Below are 20,236 nucleotides of genomic sequence, written 5' to 3'. Positions count from 1 at the left end.
ATCCGGGAGGGCACGGCCGAAGGCCGGACGCGTGTGTCAGGCGCGGCGGCCGGTCCGGCGCAGAACCACGAAGCCCGCGATCACCAGTACCGCGCCGAGCGCGCCCGGCCACAGCCGCGCGCCGGTGTCCGCGAGGCCGCCCTGGGCCGTCTGCGGCGCCGGCCGCCCGGCCGCGGTGGGATCGCCGACCGGCGCGGCGCCCGGCGTCCCGGCCGGCGCCGACGTCGTCGTGCCGGTGCCGTCGCCGGTGTCCGCGCCGCCCGGTCGGGCGGCCGGGTCGGTGCGTCCGGGCGAGGCCGTCGCGTAGACGCGGGGTGCGGTGGTGCCGGAGACGGTGGGCGCTCCGGTGTCGGCCGGTTCGGTGGCCGGCGCGTCGGCCGGGGGTGCGGTGGTCGGTTCGTCGGCGCTCTGGCCGGGTTCCGGCTTCGTGCCGGTGCCGTCGGTGGGGGCGGCGCTCGACGCGGGCGGCTCGCCGGGCCGGGGCTCTTCGCTCGGGTTGGCGCCGGCGCCGCAGGTCCTGCCGCTGTTGATGCAGTCCGTCATCTCCCGCATCAGGTCCTCGTCGAAGACGTTGATGAAGTCGCCGTGGTCCGTGACGGGCTTGTGCAGTTGCTCGGGGAAGGAGTCCACGGCGAACAGCGGGACCGTTCGCCCGCCGTCGGCCAGGCTCGGCGCGTCGACGTCGTAGACGATGCGCTGCACCAGTTGCGGGATCGCCCGGAACCCCGCGGGGCAGCCGCCGTCGGCGGTGGTGAAGGCCACGTGGGTACGGTGGTTGGCGCTGTCGGTGTTGCGGCCGTCCCAGCAGCTCTGGAACACGAAGGTGCGCACGACGTCGCTGCCGGCCGGGCACAGCGGGTACTTGTCCTTCAACTGCCGGTCCTCGAAACCGGTGCAGCTCCAGGAGGCGTTGGCGTTCGCGGGACCGTTGACGAACGCCTTCGCGTCTCCGGTGATGATCCGCAGCAGCCGCGGCATGGCCGTGACCTTCTCGCGCGGGTTGCCCCCGTAGGTGAGGGTGACCTGCTTGGGGGTGACGATCTGGCCGGCGTTGCCCTCGGTGCCGCCGCCGGGCGCGTCGGCGTCCCGCTCCCGGGTGCCGTTCTGCAGGCGCAGTACCGGCCAGTAGTACGAGGACTTGTCGCCCTTGTCGACACAGCTGGTGTCCGCGCCCGCCAGGTCGTCGTCCCCGGCGAAGGCGTTGTTGGCCTGGTTGCCGATGTAGTCGTGGAAGTGGTGGGCGCCGTTGGAGACACCCGGGGCCACGATCACGTTGTCGGAGTTGAACAGGCCGTTCGCGTTGACGCCGCAGTCGCTGGTGAAGCTGCCGCGGGAGGCGTCGGCGGCCGGTGCCGGGCTCTGCGGGCCGGGCTTGACCGTGGTGATGTCCTGGTAGTCCGAGGCGACCGGCCCGTTGCCCCCTTGGCCACTGCCCTGGCCCGGCGCACCGCCGCCCTGGCCCTGACCGCCGCCGGCCTGGTCCTGACCGCCGCCGTCCTGCTGCTGACCGGCCCCGTCCTGCTGCTGTGCGGCGCCGCTCTCGTCCCGGCCGCCGGCCGTGCCGTCGCCGGACCGGTCATCGGCCGGTCGCAGGGTGCACTCGGCCAGTTGGTCCAGCCCCTGCGGGCCCTCGCCCGCCCGGTCGATCGCGGCGGCGATCCGGCCGATGGCCGCCGCCCGCTTCTCCTTGAGCGGGTCCATGATGGCGCCGCCGGCGGACCCGGGGTCCTGGCGCCGGTCCTGCGGCGCCTCCTGGAGTTGCCGGTAGGCGGCCGCGATCTGCTCGTCCAGCAGGGCCAGTTCGCGGTCGACCTCACCCCTGGCGGCGTCCGGCACGCTGGTCAGGCGCGTACCGACGTCGGGGCAGTCGATGGTGGCCGCGCCCGCGGCCGACAACGTGCCGCTGCCGCTCGTTTCCTGACCGCCGCCTTCGGTGGCCGACGCGTACACGTTCGCCGCTATCAGCCCACCTCCGCCCAGCATCAGTGCGACCGCTGCGAAGGTCGCGCGCCGTGCGCCCGTCGGCCGTCTGCGCGTAGTGCGTCCCACGGAAAGTACCCCTGCGTCTCAGGTCGTCTCGGCATGGAAATCCCCCGCCCCATACGGATGCGGGCCCCCATGTGTTCAACCGCCCCACAGATTCACGCAGACCTCATACAGAACGCAATGCGGCTGCCCCATCGGCGGCCTCGTCACGGTCACCACCTGTGCCCGGGCCATGCCGTCTGAGGGCGCCACCGACGACACCGCGCTCATCGTCGTCAGGCTGTGACGGCCGGACTGCCGGACGGATCACACACCGGCGTATCGGGCATTCCCCGCTCCAACCTTCACACGGGGCACACAAGTTGGCTAGGTTGACGCCCAGGCCGCCCGGTGCACCCGGCGAACCCCGTCGGGCCGCGCGGCCTCCGCCGAGTCCGGTGGCCGCCGAGCCGGCCGGAGCCGGGGACCCGACCGACGACGGGGTGAACCGGCCCGACCGCCCATCGGGCAGGGGCCGTAGGGCACGCCTTCCGCAGCCGTACGCCCTGACCCGACGGCCGACCCGGCAGGCGGAGCACGGAAGGAGCGCGTCGCCCATGGCGCCGGAGAGCCGCGACGAGGTCCGGCAACGGATCGACAGCCTCTACGACCAGGCCGAGAACGCCACCGGGAACTACAACGCGACGCGTGCGATGACCGCCAGAACACGGACCCGCGGTGTCCCGCTGCGCAAGCGGCCGGGTGGGCGCGGCGATCCCGCGCTCGACGAGGTGGCCCGGCAGTGGTTCGATGTGGCGCGCGCGAAGCTCGGTCCGACCGTTCCGGCCGTGCTCCCGGCCGACCGGATGCCCGAGCGGCCGGCCGCGAACCGCCCCGGCCCCACCCCCCGGGAGGGCGGGCGGGAGGCCGCGGGCCGTTCCGTGCCCGAACTGCCCCCGGGGCCGGCCGGCCGCGCCGTCGCGGAACTGACCGGCGGCCCGCTCCCGGCGCTGCCGGCCGGTCCGGCACCGGCCCCGCCCGGCGACCCGGCACCCGAGCCCACCGGCCGCCCGCTCCTGGAACCCGCCGCTCACTCCGCCCTGGAACCGGTCGCGGGGCCGGTCGCCGCGCTGCCCGCCGTGCCCGGGCAGCGGCGGGCAGCCGAGGCGCCGAACGCGCCGGAGCCGCCCGCGCCCGCCACCGGGCCGCGCAGGCCCTCACCGGCCGCCGCCAAGGAGAGCAACCGCCGCAAGCTCGCCGCGGCACGCGAACAGCTGACCCGGCACACCGCGCGGCCACCGGAGGCGGCGACGACGACATTCCAGCCCCGAGCTGACGCGGCGGCGACGACGGCGATCGGCCCCCGGCCGGAAGCCGCGACGACGGCGATCGGCCCCCGGCCGGAAGCCGCGACGACGGCGATCGACCCCCAGCCGGGAACAGGGACGGCGGCATTCGAGCCGCGCCCGGAAGCAGTGGCGGTTGCGGGGTTCGAGCCCCGGTCGGCAGGGGCAGCTGTGGCGGCGGTCGCCCCCCAGCCGGGAGCCACAGCGGCGACGGCGTTCGCGCCCCCGCCGGAACCGGTGCCGACGGCGTTCGCGCCCCGGCCGGAAGCGGCAGCGGTGACGACCGTCGACCCCCAGCCGGGAGCCATGACGGCTGCGATCGAACCGCGGCCGGAAGCGACGGCGGTGACGGCGTTCGCGTCCCCGCCGGAAGGGGCCGGGCTCTTCGGGGCTCACGGCATCGGCTCGCCCGTCGGCACGGTGTCCTTCGCCGCCGGGACGTCGGCCGGCCCGGATTCCCTCGTTGCCGGGGCGGCCGGTGGCCGGGCCGCGCAGGCCGTGGCCTTCGCCCGGGCGCAGATCGGACGGCCGTGCGTCTGGGGCGCGACCGGACCCGACTCGTACGACTACGCCGGCCTCACCCAGGCCGCGTGGAAGGCCGCCGGGGTGGACCTGCCGCGTTCGGCGCAGGAGCAGGCCCTCGCGGGCACCCCGGTCGCGCTCACCGGCATCCGCGGCGGCGACCTCGTCTTCTTCTTCGACAACGACAGCCACGTCGGCATCTACGTCGGCGACGGCATGATGGTGCACGCACCGGGCCCGGGCTCGGCCGTCCGCGAGGAGTCCGTCTACGGCGCCGGCGAGTCGGCGATCCACCGGGTGGTACGACCGGCATGACCCCCTGAGCAGCCGCTCCCGGGCTCCGGCACCCCGGGCATAAGGCCGGTTTATGGGGTCATAGGGCGGACCCGCGTACTAACTTAGGTCTGCCTTAGTTTAGGCTTCCCGTTCGAGTCGCCCATTGTCGCTCGAAGGGAACCTGATCATGCCGCGCCCCCTGCGGGTAGCCATCGTCGGAGCCGGCCCCGCCGGGATCTACGCCGCCGACGCCCTGCTCAAATCCGAGGTGGCGGCCGAACCCGGCGTCTCCGTCGACCTGTTCGAACGGATGCCCGCACCCTTCGGCCTGATCCGGTACGGCGTCGCTCCCGACCACCCCCGCATCAAGGGCATCGTCACGGCCCTGCACCAGGTGCTCGACAAGCCGCAGATCCGGCTGTTCGGGAACGTCGACTACCCACGCGACGTGAGCCTCGACGACCTGCGCGCGTTCTACGACGCCGTGATCTTCTCGACCGGCGCGATGGCCGACCGCGATCTGCGTATCCCCGGCATCGACCTGGCCGGCTCGTACGGCGCCGCCGACTTCGTCTCCTGGTACGACGGCCACCCGGACGTGCCGCGCACCTGGCCCCTGGAGGCCGAGAAGGTGGCCGTGCTCGGCGTCGGCAACGTCGCCCTCGACGTGGCCCGCGTCCTCGCCAAGACGGCGGACGAACTGCTGCCGACGGAGATCCCGCCGAACGTGTACGACGGTCTGAAGGCCAACAGGGCCCGGGAGATCCACGTCTTCGGCCGCCGCGGCCCGGCCCAGGCGAAGTTCAGCCCGATGGAGCTGCGCGAGCTGGACCACTCCCCGAACATCGAGGTCATCGTCGACCCCGAGGACATCGACTACGACGCGGGCTCGATCGAGACCCGGCGCGGCAACAAGCAGGCCGACATGGTCGCCAAGACGCTGGAGAACTGGGCGATCCGCGACGTCGGCGACCGGCCGCACAAGCTGTTCCTGCACTTCTTCGAGTCGCCCGCGGAGATCCTCGGCGCGGACGGCAAGGTCGTCGGCCTGCGCACCGAGCGCACCGCCCTCGACGGCACCGGCAACGTCAAGGGCACCGGAACCTTCAAGGACTGGGACGTCACGGCGGTCTACCGGGCCGTCGGCTATCTCTCCGAGAAGCTGCCCAAGCTGCCGTGGGACCTGGATTCCGGCACCGTCCCCGACGAGGGCGGCCGGGTCATCGAGGAGAGCGGCGCACACCTGCAGTCCACGTATGTCACCGGCTGGATCCGGCGCGGTCCGGTCGGTCTGATCGGTCACACCAAGGGCGACGCCAACGAGACGGTGTCCAACCTCCTGGACGACCACGCGAACGGCCGTCTGCACACACCCGAGTCACCCGCGCCGCAGGCCGTGGACGCGTTCCTCGCCGACCGGAACATCCGTTTCACCACCTGGGACGGCTGGTACCGCCTGGACGCCGCCGAAAAGGCGCGGGGCGAGAGCGAGGGCCGCGAGCGCGTGAAGATCGTCGAGCGCGAGGACATGCTCCGCGAGAGCGGGGCGTAGGGCGACGAACGCGCCCGTGGGTCCGGCGGTGCGCTGACGGCGCGCCGCATCCACGGGCGCGCCCCACGGCCCGCCGGGGCGCCCCCCGGTGCCGCGCCGCCCGCGACCGCGGCCGGGCCTCGCCCGGCGTGAACGGGGTCCGCCCCTGAGCGGATGGGCGGGCGGGCCCCGTTCTGCGCCCCATGGTCGTGGGCCGCGACAGCTCACCGGCACGAGTGAATGGGGGCCGTGAGCGGTGCGCCGCGCACACCCCGGGTGCGCCGCGAACACCGTGTGTGCGCCGGGCAGTCCGAGGCGCGCCGGGGCACTCCCCCGAGCCCGCGGGCCCGCGCGGAATCGGCGGCGCGCGCCCGTCGGCCCCGACCCGGCCGCCGGGCCGCGTTCCCCAACGGTGATACTGGAAGGCGCACGCCGCCTCCACCGCAGATGGGCCCATGTCGAACTCCGCCAGTGACCGCTCCCCGATCCCCGGCACGGTGTGGCAGGCCCGCGGCCGCCATGCCGGCACCTCCTCGGAGGACGTCCTGCGCCGCACCCTGCGTCGGCACAAGGACGGCAAGATCCTCGACGACTTCGCCGAACCCCCCGTGCCGCAGGACACCGCAGGGCGGGTCTTCGAGGCACGCTGGCGGGTCGACGGCGCGGTGCCGGTGCGGGCCCGGCTGACGCTCCCGCCGCCGCGGGACCGGGCCGACGGGCGCGCGTGGCTGCTCGTCGCGGAGGCGGAACGGCCGTGGGAGGACACCTGGCCGTCGCCCGCGACCATGTTCTGGCCCGACGAGGACGACGTCCCCTGGGACCACCACCACGCCGTCGCCGGGCTGCGCCTGCGCGACATCAACCCGCTCCCCGAGGACGACAAGGCCATGCGGCGGGTCTTCCGCGACGCCGTACGCGGGTCCTGGTCCGTCCACCTGGTCGTGCACGAGGCCATGACCCCGGACGAGCGGGGCAGGCTGCCGCTGGCCCGGCTGCTGCCGCCGGCGCTGCGCCACCGCGTCATGGAGCACCGGGCCGCGCCGCACCAACTGCGCGCCGTCAACTGGGCGCTGCGCGACCAGGGCGTGGAGGTGCCACGCGGCGGGGCCGTCCTGCTGCCGCCGCAGCCGGCCCCGGACGGCTACGACGCCGAGGAGTACGCCGTGCGCAGCGTCTTCCTCGACGGCTCCGAACCCGCCGAACTCCTCGACGCGCTGCGGCGCTTCACCGCCCTGCCGAAGCCGGCGCCCGAGGGCGCCGCGGAGGCGCTGGCCGACCTGCGCGACAACTGGACGCTGCTCACCCTGGAGGAGGAACTGGCCCGTGAGCGCGGGCTGGTGGCGATGTACGCCGAGGCGCTGGAGGCGATGACCAGGTCCCGGGACCTGTACCGGGAGGCGGCGGAGAAGGCCCATGAGGCACTGGCCGCCTACCGCGACGCGCCCGCCCCGCCCGCCGAGCGGCCCGAGCCGCCCGCGGCGTCCGCGGCGTCTCCGTTGCGGCAGTTCACGCGGACGTTCGCCCGGCTGACGAGCGGCGCCAAGGGGTCGCGTACCCGGGGCGGTGACGACGCCGACGGGGTGAAGGGCCCCTCCTGATCCGTGGCCGAGCGGTACGGCGGCACCGCAGCGGGAAAGCGAAGGAGTGGCCGGGCAGGGGCAGCGGACGGACAGGAGCATTCATGGACACGACCACGACGGTGCTGCTGGTCGCCGCGGTGCTCGCGGTCGCCGTCCTCGGTGTGGCCCTCGTCCTGCTGGTCCGGCTGGTCCGCGCCCGGCGGACGCTGCGGCGGGCCGGGCTGCCCACGGGCCCGCGCTGGATCTTCTGGGGCGCCGTCCTCTACCTGGTGCTCCCCGCCGACCTGCTGCCCGACCCGGTGTACCTCGACGACATCGGCGTGCTGCTGCTCGCACTGCGCAGCCTGCGCGGCGGCCCGACCCTCCCGCCGGACGGCACGAAGCCGTGATGTCCCTCCCCGCCCCACCGAAGACGGCCGGCGTCGGGTCGTGCCCACGCTGCCGCCACGGCGGGTCGCCGCAGAGGGACGGGTCCTGGCCTCCTCCGGTCGCGCCGCGCCTGTCGGGCTGCCGGCGGCCTGCCGCGAACCGCCCACCGGCGCCGCACGGGGTCCGTTCCCCGGTGGATCTTCCCGGCCGCCCGGCCCCGCGGGTGCCGCTGGGGTGACGTCACTCACATGGCGGGCTTGAGCGGGGCGGAGCCGAATTCCTGCGGGAGGAGACGGGCGGCGCGCACGGCCGGAACAGCGCGCACGGTGGCGCCGGCGCCGAGCGCCCCGCGGGCCCCGGAGCGCGGCACGCCCGCCCCTCCGCGGGCGCGCCGTGCGGCCGGGCCACCCGGCGGGGCACGTACCGGATGGTCACCGTGTGTGAGCCCGGAGGTGCCGGTTCGCCGGGCGTCGGCACGTGTGACGCCTCTCGCCTCACACGGCCGGGCAGTGTAGACATGGCACATGGACCGCCCGCCCGGCCAGTCCGGTACTCGGCCGCACCGTCCGCCCGGGGACACCCACGCACCCCCGGCGCCGGAGGTGCAGGCCGCGGCCGGTTCGCGCCGCACCGGCCGCGGACGGCTGCGGTCGGCGCTGGGCGGGCGCAGCGTCGCCGCGCAGGTCTTCGTGTTCCAGGTGGTGATCGTGCTGCTGCTGGTCGTGTCGGCCGTGGTGGCACAGGTGCTCCAGGTGCGGCACGACAGCACCGTGGAGGCCCGCAGCCGCTCACTCTCCGTCGCCGAGACGTTCGCCAACGCGCCGGGCACGGTCGAAGGGCTGCGCAGCCCGGATCCGATCGCCGCCCTGCAGCCCAGGGCGGAGGCCGCCCGCAGGGCGACCGGTGTCGACTTCATCGTCGTGATGAACACCGACGGGATCCGCTACACGCACCCCGAGCCGGACCGCATCGGCAAGAAGTTCGTCGGGAACATCGGCCCGGCGCTGGCCGGGGGCACCGTCACCGAGGAGATCGAGGGGACCCTCGGTCCGCTGGTGCAGGTCGTGGTGCCCGTGAAGGCACCCGACGGCCGCGTGGTGGGCGTGGTGTCGTCCGGCATCACCACCGCGCACGTGGGTGTGCTCGCCGACCAGCAGCTGCCGCTGCTGCTGGCCTCGGCCGCCGCCGCGCTCGCCCTGGCCACCGCGGGCACGGCGCTGGTGAGCCGCCGGCTGCTGCGGCAGACCAGGGGGCTGGGCCCGCACGAGATGACGCGGATGTACGAGCACCACGACGCGGTGCTGCACGCGGTCCGCGAGGGTGTGCTCATCGTCGGCGGCGACGGCCGGCTGCTGCTGGCCAACGACGAGGCGCAGCGCCTGCTCGGCCTGCCGCCGGACGCCGAGCGCCGGCACGTCCTGGAGCTGGGCCTGGACGCGGACACCGCCGGTCTGATCGCCTCGGGCCGCGCCGCCACCGACGAGGTGCACCTCGTCAAGGACCGGCTGCTGGCGATCAACCAGCGGCCCACGCATCTGCGGGGCGGCCCGCCGGGCAGCGTCACCACACTGCGCGACTCCACGGAGCTGCGCGCCCTGTCCGGCCGGGCGGAGACGGCCCGCGAACGCCTCGACATGCTCTACGACGCCGGGGTGGGCGTCGGCACCAGCCTGGACGTGACCCGCACCGCCGAGGAACTGACGGAGGTGGTCGTGCCCCGCTTCGCCGACTTCGTCTCCGTCGACCTGTACGAAGCCGTCCTCGGCGGGGAGGAGCCGCAGCCCGGCGCCGCGCTGCGCCGCGTCGCCTGCAACGGCCTCGGCAAGGACGCCCCGCTCTACCAGGTGGGCGAGCGGATCCGTTTTGTGCCGTCCGCGCCGCAGGGCCGCAGCCTCGCGACCGGCCGTGCCGTGGTCGAACCGGTGCTGAGCGAGGCGCCCGGCTGGCACGCGCAGGACGTGGAGCGGACCGCCCGGGTGATGGAGTACGGCATCCACTCGCTGGTCACGGTGCCGCTGCGGGCGGGCAGCCTGCTCCTGGGCCTGGCCAACTTCTGGCGGTCGAAGCGGCCCGAGCCGTTCGACCGGGAGGATCTGGCCCTGGCCGAGGAGCTGGTCGCCCGGGCCGCGGTGTCCATCGACAACGCGCGCCGCTACACCCGCGAACACAGCATGGCGGTGACGCTCCAGCGCAGCCTGCTGCCGCGCAGCCTGCCCGAGCAGGGCGCGCTTGACCTCGCCTACCGCTATCTGCCGGCGCAGTCCGGGGTGGGCGGTGACTGGTTCGACGTGCTGCCGCTGTCCGGTGCCCGGGTGGCGCTGGTCGTCGGCGACGTGGTCGGGCACGGGCTGCACGCCGCGGCCACGATGGGCCGGCTGCGCACGGCGGTGCACAACTTCGCCGCGCTGGATCTGCCGCCCGACGAACTCCTCGGTCTGCTGGACGAGTTGGTGGGCCGCATCGACCAGGACGAGGCACCGGCCGACCGCGGCGCTGCGGTCACCGGCGCGACCTGCCTGTACGCGATCTACGATCCGGTCTCCCGTCGCTGCACCCTCGCCCGGGCCGGCCATCCGCCGGCCGCGCTGGTCAGGCCCGACGGCACCGTCGAGTTCCCGGACGTGCCGGCCGGGCCGCCGCTCGGCCTCGGCGGTCTGCCCTTCGAGACGGCCGATCTGGATCTGCCCGAGGGCAGCCGGCTGGTGCTGTACACCGACGGGCTCGTGGAGGACCGGGCCCGGGACATCGACGTGGGTCTCGGCCTGCTGCGGACCGCGCTGGAACGGGCCGGCGACTCGCCCGAGGACACCTGCCGGGCCGTCCTGGACCGGCTGCCGGCCCGCCCGCACGACGATGTCGCCCTGATCGTCGCGCGCACCCGCGCGCTCGGCCCGGACCGGGTGGCCGACTGGCGGGTGCCGTCCGATCCGGCCGCCGTCTCGGACGTACGGGCCGCCGTGACCCGGCAGTTGGCCGCGTGGGGCGTCGAGGAGATGACGTTCACCACGGAGCTGATCCTCAGCGAGCTGGTCACCAACGCGATCCGCTACGGCCGTGCCCCGGTCGGCGTGCGGCTGCTCCGCGACCGGTCACTGATCTGCGAGGTCTCCGACAGCAGCACGACCTCGCCGCACCTGCGGTACGCGGCGAGCACGGACGAGGGCGGACGCGGCCTGTTCCTCGTCGCCCGGCTCGCCGACCGCTGGGGCACCCGGTACACGCCGTCCGGAAAGGTCATCTGGGCGGAGCAGTCCCTGCCCGCGGCGCCGTGAGGCTCCCGGTCAGCCGAGGGCGCGGTCCAGGTTGTAGGCGGCACTGATCAGCGAGAAGTGGGTGAACGCCTGCGGGAAGTTGCCCTGCTGCTCGCCGGTGCGGCCGATCTCCTCCGCGTACAGGCCCAGGTGGTTGGCGTACGTGAGCATCTTCTCGAACGCCAGCCGGGCCTCCTCAAGACGCCCGGCGCGCACCATCGCCTCGACGTACCAGAACGAGCAGATCGAGAAGGTGCCCTCGTCGCCGCGCAGTCCGTCCGGGCTGGCCTGCGGGTCGTAGCGGTAGACGAGCGAGTCGGAGACCAGGTCCTCGGTCAGCGCGTCCAGGGTGGACAGCCACTTCGGGTCGGTGGGCGCGATGAACTTGGCCAGCGGCATCATCAGCAGGGAGGCGTCCAGTACGTCGCCGTCCTCGTACTGGACGAAGGCATGGCGCGTCGCCGACCAGCCGTGGTCCATGATCCGCCGGTAGATCGAGTCGCGGCTCCGCCGCCAGCGGGGCAGGTCGGCGGGCAGTCCGCGCCGGTTGGCGAGGCGGATGGCGCGTTCGATGGCCACCCAGCACATCAGCCGCGAGTACAGGAAGTTCTTGCGCCCTCCCCGGGTCTCCCACACCCCCTCGTCCGGCTGGTCCCAGTTGTCGCAGACCCAGTCCACCAGATGGCACACGTCGTCCCACTGGTCGCTGGGGATGGGCTGGGCCCACTTGTCGTAGAGGTAGACCGAGTCGATGAGGGCGCCGTAGATGTCGAGCTGGAGCTGGTCGGCGGCGGCGTTGCCGACCCGGACCGGAGCGGAGCCCTGGTGGCCCTCCAGGTGCGGCAGCTCACGTTCGGGCAGGTCGGCGCGGCCGTCGATGCCGTACATGATCTGCAGCGGCCCGGAGGCACCGCCGTCGCCGACGCTGATGTGGGTGGTCAGGAAGCGCATGAACCCCTCGGCCTCGCTGCTGAAGCCCAGCCGCAGCAGCGCGTAGACGCAGAAGGCCGCGTCGCGCACCCAGACATAGCGGTAGTCCCAGTTGCGTTCGCCGCCGACCTGCTCGGGGAGGCTGGTGGTGGGGGCGGCGACGATGGCGCCGGTCGGCGCGTAGGTGAGCAGTTTCAGGGTGAGCGCCGAGCGGTGCACCATCTCGCGCCAGCGTCCGCGGTAGCGGGACTGGTGCAGCCAGCGGCGCCAGTAGGCGACCGTGGCGGCGAACTCGTGCTCGGCCTCCATCTGGGCGCAGCCGCGGGGGGCCACGGCGTCGCCGACCCGGTCGAGGGCGAACACCGCGGACTCGCCCTCGGCGAGCTTGAAGTCGGCCCTGGCGTCCACGCCGTCGCTCTCCAGCGCCACGGTGGAGGTGAGCCACAGGGACAGCTCCGGTGACTCGAACAGGGCGCTGCCGTTCCGCATGAGCACGGCGTGCGGGTCGGCGCCGTAGTTGAAGCGGGGGGCCACCCGGGCCCGGAAGGGTACGGCTCCGCGGACGCACACGACGCGACGGATCAGGCGGTGCCGGTCGCCTTCGGCGGAGCCGGCGGGCTCTCCGGTCACCGGCATGAAGTCCTGGACCTCGCCCACGCCGTCCTCGGTGAAGAAGCGGGTGATCAGCACGTTGGTGTCGGGGAAGTAGAACTGCTTGGTCCGGGCCGGTACGGCCGCCGCCAGCTCGAAGGCTCCGCCGCGCTCGGCGTCCAGGATCGCCGCGAAGACGCTGGGGGCGTCGAAGGACGGGCAGCAGTACCAGTCGATCGTGCCGTTGCTGCCCACCAGGGCCACGGTCTGCAGGTCGCCGATCAGTCCGTGCTCGGCGATCGGCAGATAGCGGGGGTTGCCGGGTTCGTCCCGGCGAAACGGCGTCTCGGACATCGCGGCAGCCTCCCGGCCAACGGGCGTGCGGACTGCTTCCAGCTTAAAAGCGAAACTTTTCCGACGGCGCGCCCACGATCCCGCGCCCGCGGGCCGAGCGGCGCCGCGTCAGCGAGCGGCACGTCAGCGGCGCGGGCGACGAACGGCGCGTCCGCGAGCCACGCGGCGGGCGAAGCGAGCGGGCGGCGGGCGCGTGCGCGGGCGGCAGGGGCGTCCGGGAGCCGGGTGGTGGACGGGACGGGTCCGCGAGCCTGGTGGCCGGCGCGTCCGCGAGGCGGACGGCGGACGGGGCGGGCCGGGCGAGGCGGGGCGTGCGGGTCTGCGAGACGGGCGGGTCTGCGGGACGGGCGGCGGGGCGAGGCGCGACTGCGGCGAGGTGAGGGCGCTCTTCCGGATGCAGGGTGGGGCTTGGCGGTGAATTGTGAGAGAGTGCCACGCTCTCGCGGCACGGGTACCGATGCGGCCACACGGACCCGAGGAGGAGACATCATGTCGACGTCAGAACCCGAGACATCCAAGTCGCCCGGCGACCACTGCACCCCGGACGCCCTGCTCCACTCCGCCCCCGGCTCCGGCATCGGCCCGGAGGACCTGGTCCTCGCCGCCGGCAGGGACATCACTCCGGCCACCCTCGAATGGGCCCGCCGCAAACTGGCCGCGGAGGGCCCGGCCGCCATCGAGAAACTGCTGCCGTAGCACACGGTCACCTCCTGCGTGACGCCGACGGCCGCGCCCGGCGGCATCCACGGCCGTCATGGCGCTCACCCTGTCCCTGCTGCCGGCGCTGTCCGGCTGCGCGACACGCGACGGCGTCGGCGCTCCCACCGACGTCGCCCCGGCCGCAGCGGTGAAACCCCGCGAGACCACCCGGCTGCTCGCCCGTCCCGCCGGTGGCGCCGTCATCAGGACCGTGCGCGGGTGCGTGCTCGCGTTCTCGGCGGGGGCGGTCCGGGCCGTTGTGGGGCTTTCCGCGGGGGCTCGGGGGTGTCAGACTCCGGTGGGTGCCCGACTTCGACATGCTCGTCATAGGATCCGGACCCGGCGGCCAGAAGGCCGCCATCGCCGCGGCCAAGCTCGGCCGCCGGGTCGCCGTCGTCGACCGCCCCGACATGGTCGGCGGGGTCTCCATCCACACCGGCACCATTCCCTCCAAGACGCTCCGCGAGGCGGTGCTGTACCTGACCGGCCTCACCCAGCGGGACCTGTACGGGCAGAGCTACCGGCTGAAGGAGGACATCACGGTCGCGGACCTGACCGCGCGCACCGAGCACGTGGTCGGCCGCGAAGTGGACGTCATCCGCAGCCAGTTGTCCCGCAACCACGTCTCCCTGTTCGCCGGCACGGGCCGCTTCCTCGACCCGCACACCGTCGCGCTGCGCGAAGTCACCGGACACGAACGGCTGTTGAGCGCCGAGCACCTCGTGATCGCCACCGGTACCCGCCCGGCCAGGCCGGACAGCGTCGAGTTCGACGGACGTACGATCATGGACTCGGACAATGTGCTGTCCCTGGAACGGGTGCCGCGGTCCATGGTGATCGTCGGCGCCGGGGTCATCGGCATGGAGTACGCCAGCATGTTCGCCGCGCTGGGCAGCAAGGTGACGGTCGTCGAACGGCGCCCGGGCATGCTGGACATGTGCGATGTCGAGGTCGTCGAGTCGCTCAAGTACCATCTGCGGGACCTCGCCGTCACCTTCCGGTTCGGGGAGACCGTCGCCGCGGTGGAACGCCATCCCCGCGGCACCCTGACGGTCCTGGAGAGCGGCAAGAAGATCCCCGCGGACACGGTGATGTACTCCGCGGGCCGGCAGGGCCTCACCGACGAACTCGACCTGGACAAGGCGGGCCTGACCGCCGACCGGCGCGGCCGGATCGCGGTGGACGAGCACTACCGCACCGCGGTGCCGCACATCTACGCCGTGGGTGACGTCATCGGCTTCCCCGCGCTCGCCGCGACCTCGATGGAGCAGGGCCGGGCGGCGGCCTACCACGCCTGCGGTGAGCCGGTCGGGCGCATGCACCAGTTGCAGCCGATCGGCATCTACACCATCCCGGAGATCAGCTTCGTCGGCCGCAACGAGGACCAGCTCACCGAGGACCGGGTGCCGTTCGAGGTCGGCGTGGCCCGCTACCGGGAGCTGGCCCGGGGGCAGATCATCGGCGACTCGCACGGCATGCTCAAGCTGCTGGTCTCCGCCGAGGACCGCACGCTGCTCGGGGTGCACTGCTTCGGCACGGGCGCCACCGAGCTGATCCACATCGGGCAGTCGGTGATGGGCTGCGGCGGAACGGTCGACTATCTCGTCGACGCGGTCTTCAACTACCCGACGCTCGCCGAGTCGTACAAGGTCGCCGCCCTCGACGCCACCAACAAGCTGCGGCAGATCGACCGGCTGGCCGACTGACCGGCCGCGAAGGGCGTTCGCGCAGGCAGGAGTTGGGGGAAACGGCGATCCATGACATGACCGGCCGGTCGATCCTGAAGTGCCGAGGGGCACCGCTATCATCACACCCACACTCGGTGTAACCGTACGCCGACGCAGGGCTGAACGGTGCCCACCGCCTCCTTTCCTCCCCTGGGCCCGCCCGCGACCTTGAGGCCATCCCTCTCCGGGTCCGTGACGGGTCCGCTCCCCCCCACTTCGTACGCCGTCGGGCCGGGCCGCCCGGGCGCCGTGCACGACCGGAAAGCAGCGCAACCATGAGCAACAGCAGGGGCAGAGGGCTGCAGGCCAACGCCCTCGGTACGTTCGACACCGTCGTCATGGCCGTCGCGGGCAGCGCCCCGGCCTACTCGCTGGCCGCCACCACCGCCGTCCTGGTCGGCGCGGTGGGCCTGGCCAGCCCGGCGGCGCTGCTGTACTGCGCGATCCCGATGCTGGGCATCGCGCTGGCGTTCGCGCAGCTCGGCCGGATCGATGTGAACGCGGGCGCCAGCTACTCATGGGTGGGGCGCACACTCCATCCGTGCCTGGGCTTCGTCAGCGGTTGGGCGCTGGTGGTCTCGGCGACCCTCTTCATGGTGGCCGGCTCGCTGCCCGCCGGTTCGATGACGCTCGCGCTGTTCGACGAGGGGCTGGCCGAGGACACCGCGCTCGCCACGGCGGTGGGCGCGGGCTGGTTCCTGCTCATGCTCGGCGTCGTGCTGGGCGGTGCCCGGATCACCGTACGGGCGCAACTGCTGGTGTCCGGCGCGGAGTTGGCCCTGCTGACGCTGTTCGCGGTGCTGGCCGTCCTGCACACCGGCAACGCCCGCCCGTTCGACTGGTCCTGGCTGGGCTTCGGCCAGTTCGACGGGACGTCCGGGTTCGCCTCGGGCGCGCTGATCGCCGCCTTCTACTACTGGGGCTGGGACGTCGCGAGCAACCTGAGCGAGGAGACCCGCAACAGCCGTCGTACGACCGGACTTGCGGGCCTGATCGGCCTTGGCGTGGTGTTCCTGCTGTTCGAGGCGTTCACGATCGCCGCGAACGTCATCCTCTCCTCGGGACAGATCGCCCGGAACTCGGCCAATGTGCTGGCCGTGCTCGGCGAGGAGATCTGGCCCGGCTGGGGCGGCAGGCTGCTGATCGTCTCGGTGATGCTGTCCACCGTCGCCACGCTGGAGACGACGCTGATCCAGGTGACGCGGTCGCTGTTCGCGATGGGCCGGGACCGCACGATGCCGTCCGTGCTGGGCCGGGTGCACCGCACCTGGAACACGCCCTGGGTGGCGATCACCGTGGTCGGCGTGGTGGCGCTGGCGATGCTCGTCGCCGCCAACGCCCTCGGCTCGGTCGGTGACATCCTCTCCGACGCGATCTCGGCGATCGGTCTGCAGATCGCCGTGTACTACGGCCTTGCCGGGCTCGCGGCGGTCGTCGCCTACCGCAAGCTGCTGTTCACCTCGCCTGCCAGGTTCGTCCTCGGCGGTCTGTGGCCGTTGTTCGGCTCGCTGTTCATGTTCTGGGTCTTCGTCGAGTCACTGGGCGAACTCAGCGGCGCCGCCGTGGCGATCGGCATCGGCGGTCTGGCCGTCGGACTGGTGCCGATGCTCTGGTACTGGCACCGGGGCAGCGACTACTACCGGCCGGCCAGGCTGGACGCCGCGCGCACCGTCGAGGCCGGGTACGTCCTCGACGACCGCGCGGTCGCGCGGTCCCGTGTCCACGAGGGCCTGCCCACGGACTTCTGAGGGGGCCGGTCCGATGGCGCGGGAACGTTTCACGCCCGACTTCGACCCCGACTGCGGGGACGCGCTGCTCACCTCCGCCCGCCACGACATCGTGATCGGCCGCTGGCAGGGGCCGCGTGATCTGCTGCGGGCCACCGGCGCCGACTGGCTCGCGCGCGGGCACCGGGTGCGGCTGCTGGCCCAGGCGTGCGCGGGCAGTACGACGGTGGAGACCTGGCTGGCCGCGGAGCCGCACAGCGCCGACGCGCTGGTGCTGCGCGCGGCGACGGAGACGGTACGGGCCTTCACACTGGCCATCGCGGCGGGCCGGGGTGTGCCGATCGACCGGGAACGGATCGACACCGCCGTGCTGGCCTGCCTGCGGGCCGCCGAGGCATGGCCCGAGGACCCGACGCCGTGGGTCTCGCTGATCTCGGTGGCCCGGCTGTATCCGACGGGGGTACGGCGGCGGGAACTGGCCCGCTGGTGGGACGAGTTGCACCGGCGTGACCGCTACAGCGTGGAGGGCCACCTCCAGGTGCTGCACTACTATTCGGCGCGCTGGCACGGCAGCCATGGCCTGATGTACGACTTCGCCCGGGACGCGGCGGGGGTCGCGCCGCCCGGCTGCGCGCTGCCGGTGCTGGTGCAGTACGCCCGGGTCGAGGAGTTCCGGTACGCGCTGGACGGCGCGTCAGGGGTGCAGGGGGCGGTCGGCCTGGGCCAGCACTGGAGCCACGACGGCGCGGTCAGCGATGTGCGCCGCACCTGGCTGCGGTGGCTCGCGGGCCGGGGCGAGGCCGCCGTCGCCCCGGGGGAACTGCGCGATCTGAACCACCTCGCGCATGCGGCCTGCCACGCGGGTACCACGGACATCGCCTCGGCCGCGCTGCGCATGATGGGCCGCCGCGCCACCCGCACCCCGTGGTCGTACACGGGCGACCCGGAGAAGCAGCTCCTGCGCCGGCGCGGCGACCTGGGCCTGCGAGGGTGACGCACAGCGCCCCCGAAGGGGCGCGGGAAGCCGTGCGACAGGCCGCGGGAACACGGAACGCCCGTCGATCGTCTACAGTTTCGTAGACCGTCTACATCCATGTAGTCGAATGAAGGGGCGCGCGACGATGATCACTGCTGCACACCTGTCGTCGCAGCTCGCTGTCAACGTGCTGGATGCCCACTCGCTGCTGGCCGCCTTCGGCGTGCTGGGCGTCGGCGTGGTGCTCTTCGCCGAGACGGGGCTGCTGATCGGTTTCTTCCTGCCCGGCGACTCGCTGCTGTTCACGGCGGGTCTGCTGTGCACCGGCACCGCCGACCAGGGGCTGCGGCTGTCCCTGGCGCCGCTGCTGGTCGCCGCCGCGGTGGGGGCGCTGGCCGGCTCGCAGTGCGGGTATCTGCTCGGCCGCAACGCGGGCCGCACCCTGCTCGCGCGCAGCCGCTCGGCGCGGCTGCACGAGGGCGCGCGGCGCGCCGAGGAACTGCTCGACCGCTACGGGCACGCGAAGGCGATCGTCCTCGCCCGGTTCGTACCCGTGGTGCGCACGGTGCTCAATCCGATGGCCGGGGCACTCGGCGTGCCCGCCCGGACGTTCACGGTGTGGCAGGTGATCGGCGGACTGGTGTGGAGCGTCGGTCTGACCCTCGCCGGGTATGCGCTGGGCTCCTCCGTGCCGAACATCGACCGCTATCTGCTGCCGGTGATCGCGGTGATCGTGGTGGTGTCCCTGCTTCCGCTCGTCGCCGAGGTGCTGCGTTCCCGCAAGGCGGCGAAGGAGGCCCGATGATCCTCGCGTTCTCGCCCGTGGCGCTCGACGGGGAGTCCTATACGGACGTCGTGGCGCTGGCGCACCGCTCGCCCGGCTGGCTCGACGGCGCGGTGACGGCCTGGTCGGCCTACGGCCTGGCCCTCTTCGCGGTGCTGATGTCCATCGGCTGGTGGCGCTCGCGCCGCTCGGGTGCGGGGGCGGCGATGACGGCCCTGGCCGTTCCGGTGGTGGTGCTCGTGGCGTTCGGCGTGGACACCGGGCTGAAGGCGCTGGTGCGGGAGAGCCGGCCGTGCCGGAGCCTGCGGGTCAGCACGCTGGAGGCGTGTCCGGCGCCGGGCGACTGGTCGTTCCCGAGCAATCACGCGGCGATCGCGGCCGCCGCGGCGGTGGCCCTGTGCTTCGTCTCGCGCCGGCTGGGCGCCGTCGCCGCCCTGGCCGCGGGCGCCATGGCGGTCTCCCGGGTGTGGATCGGCGTGCACTATCCGCACGACGTGCTCGCGGGCGTCGTGCTCGGCGGGCTCGTCGCGTTCGTGGCGATGACGGTGCTGCGGCGATGGCCGAGCGGGATCGCCGACCGGCTGTCGGCGACCCGGCTGCGCCCGCTCCTGGTGTCATGAACAGCAAGGGCATGGCCGGGCTCGCGGGCGGCATCGCACTCGGCGCCTGGACCGCCTTCGGGGTGCTGGCCGCGGTCGTGGCCGGCGGTCACGGCGCCCCGCTGTTCCCGGACGAGGCCCTGCTGCACTGGTCCCTCGGCCACCGGCCTGCCGTGGCGCTGGCCGTGGCCCGCGGGCTGACCGCCACCGGCACGGGGGTGCTGCCGTACGCCCTGGTGGTGGTGGCCGCGCTGGTCGCGAGGCGCACCGCGCGGCAGCGGCTTGCCGCCGTGCTGCTGGGCGCGGCCTGCCTCGGCGCGGGACAGGCCGCGCGCTACGGCGTCATGGAACTGGTCGCACGGGCCCGCCCGCCCCGGCCCGACTGGCAGACGCACGCCTCGGGCTGGGCCTTCCCCTCGGGCCACAGCACCACGGCGGCCCTCACCGCCGGGCTGGTGATCCTCGCGGTCTGTGTGCGCGCCCCGCGCGGCAGAACGCCCCTGTGCCTGGCCGTCGGCTGCTGGGGCGTGCTGGTCGGGCTGACCCGGGTCCATCTCGGGGTGCACTGGTTCACCGATGTGCTCGGCGGCTGGCTGTTCGCCGTCGGCTGGCTCGGCGTCTGCCTGTACGCGGCGGCCCGGTGGCTGCCCGCCCGGCTCGTCACCGGCCGGGCGAGCACGACCGGCGAGACCGACGCGACCGGCACGACGGGCACGACGGGCACGACCGGCGAGACGGGCACGACCGGCGCGAGGAACGCAACGGACTCGATGAACGCGACGAAGGTGACGAGCGAGGAAGACGCGCCCCAAGATCCTGGCGGACTGACGGACCGGCTGTCGGGGTTCTCCGCCGGCGGGGACGACTGTCTCCCCAAGCCCTTCCGCCTGACCGAACTCGCCGCCCGGCCGCGCGCGGCGCTCAGGCGCGCCGCGCCGCCGGCCGCGGCCCCGCCGTCCGTCGCCGCGGCGGGCGGTGCCATCGGAAACCTGAACGCGTCCTGAGCGCC

The 20,236-nt window shown here is 73.8% G+C and carries 15 protein-coding genes; 12 read left to right on the top strand and 3 right to left on the bottom strand.

From position 1 onward, the window contains the following. Positions 1 to 36 precede the first annotated feature (36 nt). On the bottom strand, positions 37 to 1,983 hold the full coding sequence (locus AC27LF_RS27160) for a DUF1996 domain-containing protein (protein WP_479660969.1): 1,947 nt from the start codon (positions 1,981 to 1,983) through the stop codon (positions 37 to 39). Positions 1,984 to 2,582: 599 nt separating this feature from the next. Between AC27LF_RS27160 and AC27LF_RS27155 the strand changes: the two genes are divergently transcribed. The 4 genes from AC27LF_RS27155 (at position 2,583) to AC27LF_RS27140 (ending at position 7,609) form a co-directional block, all read left to right on the top strand. After that, positions 2,583 to 4,148, top strand: a complete 1,566-nt coding sequence (locus AC27LF_RS27155) for a C40 family peptidase (protein ID WP_479660941.1) — start codon at positions 2,583 to 2,585, stop codon at positions 4,146 to 4,148. Between the two features lie 148 nt (positions 4,149 to 4,296). Further along, complete coding sequence (locus AC27LF_RS27150) at positions 4,297 to 5,661, top strand: FAD-dependent oxidoreductase (protein WP_404031190.1); 1,365 nt, start codon at positions 4,297 to 4,299, stop codon at positions 5,659 to 5,661. Between the two features lie 434 nt (positions 5,662 to 6,095). After that, positions 6,096 to 7,238 (top strand): hypothetical protein, encoded by a 1,143-nt coding sequence (locus tag AC27LF_RS27145; RefSeq protein ID WP_479660940.1) that lies wholly within the window; start codon positions 6,096 to 6,098, stop codon positions 7,236 to 7,238. Positions 7,239 to 7,321: 83 nt separating this feature from the next. Beyond that, entirely contained in the window at positions 7,322 to 7,609 is a 288-nt protein-coding gene (locus tag AC27LF_RS27140; protein WP_479660939.1) for a DUF1232 domain-containing protein, read from the top strand. Between the two features lie 224 nt (positions 7,610 to 7,833). On the opposite strand, the gene AC27LF_RS27135 is transcribed toward AC27LF_RS27140, so the two are convergent. Further along, positions 7,834 to 7,959: a hypothetical protein gene (locus AC27LF_RS27135; RefSeq protein ID WP_487227777.1), complete on the bottom strand. Its 126-nt coding sequence runs from the start codon at positions 7,957 to 7,959 to the stop codon at positions 7,834 to 7,836. A 154-nt stretch (positions 7,960 to 8,113) separates the two neighbouring features. On the opposite strand from AC27LF_RS27135, the gene AC27LF_RS27130 reads away from it, so the two are divergent. After that, complete coding sequence (locus tag AC27LF_RS27130; RefSeq protein WP_479660938.1) at positions 8,114 to 10,861, top strand: SpoIIE family protein phosphatase; 2,748 nt, start codon at positions 8,114 to 8,116, stop codon at positions 10,859 to 10,861. A gap of 9 nt (positions 10,862 to 10,870) precedes the next feature. Here AC27LF_RS27130 and AC27LF_RS27125 read toward each other — a convergent pair whose 3' ends face one another. Beyond that, positions 10,871 to 12,715: a glycoside hydrolase family 15 protein gene (locus AC27LF_RS27125; RefSeq protein ID WP_479660937.1), complete on the bottom strand. Its 1,845-nt coding sequence runs from the start codon at positions 12,713 to 12,715 to the stop codon at positions 10,871 to 10,873. 489 nt (positions 12,716 to 13,204) lie between these two features. On the opposite strand from AC27LF_RS27125, the gene AC27LF_RS27120 reads away from it, so the two are divergent. The 7 genes from AC27LF_RS27120 (at position 13,205) to AC27LF_RS27090 (ending at position 20,231) form a co-directional block, all read left to right on the top strand. Next, a complete protein-coding gene (locus AC27LF_RS27120) occupies positions 13,205 to 13,411 on the top strand; it encodes a hypothetical protein (protein ID WP_479660936.1) in 207 nt (68 codons plus the stop codon). A gap of 305 nt (positions 13,412 to 13,716) precedes the next feature. Then, entirely contained in the window at positions 13,717 to 15,120 is a 1,404-nt protein-coding gene (sthA, locus tag AC27LF_RS27115) for a Si-specific NAD(P)(+) transhydrogenase (RefSeq protein ID WP_479660935.1), read from the top strand. A gap of 296 nt (positions 15,121 to 15,416) precedes the next feature. Continuing rightward, on the top strand, positions 15,417 to 16,889 hold the full coding sequence (locus tag AC27LF_RS27110; protein WP_479660934.1) for an APC family permease: 1,473 nt from the start codon (positions 15,417 to 15,419) through the stop codon (positions 16,887 to 16,889). Between the two features lie 13 nt (positions 16,890 to 16,902). Then, positions 16,903 to 17,862 (top strand): hypothetical protein, encoded by a 960-nt coding sequence (locus AC27LF_RS27105; protein WP_479660933.1) that lies wholly within the window; start codon positions 16,903 to 16,905, stop codon positions 17,860 to 17,862. Between the two features lie 127 nt (positions 17,863 to 17,989). Next, positions 17,990 to 18,649 carry a DedA family protein gene (locus AC27LF_RS27100; RefSeq protein ID WP_479660932.1) on the top strand — a complete coding sequence of 220 codons (660 nt, stop codon included), beginning with the start codon at positions 17,990 to 17,992 and terminating at the stop codon, positions 18,647 to 18,649. After that, positions 18,646 to 19,248, top strand: coding sequence for a phosphatase PAP2 family protein (locus tag AC27LF_RS27095; RefSeq protein WP_479660931.1), 603 nt, complete (start codon positions 18,646 to 18,648; stop codon positions 19,246 to 19,248). The genes AC27LF_RS27100 and AC27LF_RS27095 overlap by 4 nt, the downstream gene beginning before the upstream one ends. Then, on the top strand, positions 19,245 to 20,231 hold the full coding sequence (locus AC27LF_RS27090; RefSeq protein WP_479660930.1) for a phosphatase PAP2 family protein: 987 nt from the start codon (positions 19,245 to 19,247) through the stop codon (positions 20,229 to 20,231). Before AC27LF_RS27095 ends, AC27LF_RS27090 begins: the two co-directional genes overlap by 4 nt. Positions 20,232 to 20,236 lie beyond the last annotated feature (5 nt).

Source organism: Streptomyces diversicolor (genome assembly GCF_057537855.1).
The sequence above is the reverse complement of the archived record's forward strand: the minus strand, read 5'-3'. Positions and strand labels throughout refer to the sequence as shown.

Excerpts from the sequence above, each read along its gene's own strand:
- AC27LF_RS27160 (WP_479660969.1), bottom strand. The coding sequence starts at position 1,983 with ATGCTGGGCGGAGGTGGGCTGATAGCGGCGAACGTGTACGCGTCGGCC.
- AC27LF_RS27155 (WP_479660941.1), top strand. The coding sequence starts at position 2,583 with ATGGCGCCGGAGAGCCGCGACGAGGTCCGGCAACGGATCGACAGCCTC.
- AC27LF_RS27150 (WP_404031190.1), top strand. The coding sequence starts at position 4,297 with ATGCCGCGCCCCCTGCGGGTAGCCATCGTCGGAGCCGGCCCCGCCGGG.
- AC27LF_RS27145 (WP_479660940.1), top strand. The coding sequence starts at position 6,096 with ATGTCGAACTCCGCCAGTGACCGCTCCCCGATCCCCGGCACGGTGTGG.
- AC27LF_RS27140 (WP_479660939.1), top strand. The coding sequence starts at position 7,322 with ATGGACACGACCACGACGGTGCTGCTGGTCGCCGCGGTGCTCGCGGTC.
- AC27LF_RS27130 (WP_479660938.1), top strand. The coding sequence starts at position 8,114 with ATGGACCGCCCGCCCGGCCAGTCCGGTACTCGGCCGCACCGTCCGCCC.
- AC27LF_RS27125 (WP_479660937.1), bottom strand. The coding sequence starts at position 12,715 with ATGTCCGAGACGCCGTTTCGCCGGGACGAACCCGGCAACCCCCGCTAT.
- AC27LF_RS27120 (WP_479660936.1), top strand. The coding sequence starts at position 13,205 with ATGTCGACGTCAGAACCCGAGACATCCAAGTCGCCCGGCGACCACTGC.
- AC27LF_RS27110 (WP_479660934.1), top strand. The coding sequence starts at position 15,417 with ATGAGCAACAGCAGGGGCAGAGGGCTGCAGGCCAACGCCCTCGGTACG.
- AC27LF_RS27105 (WP_479660933.1), top strand. The coding sequence starts at position 16,903 with ATGGCGCGGGAACGTTTCACGCCCGACTTCGACCCCGACTGCGGGGAC.
- AC27LF_RS27100 (WP_479660932.1), top strand. The coding sequence starts at position 17,990 with ATGATCACTGCTGCACACCTGTCGTCGCAGCTCGCTGTCAACGTGCTG.
- AC27LF_RS27095 (WP_479660931.1), top strand. The coding sequence starts at position 18,646 with ATGATCCTCGCGTTCTCGCCCGTGGCGCTCGACGGGGAGTCCTATACG.
- AC27LF_RS27090 (WP_479660930.1), top strand. The coding sequence starts at position 19,245 with ATGAACAGCAAGGGCATGGCCGGGCTCGCGGGCGGCATCGCACTCGGC.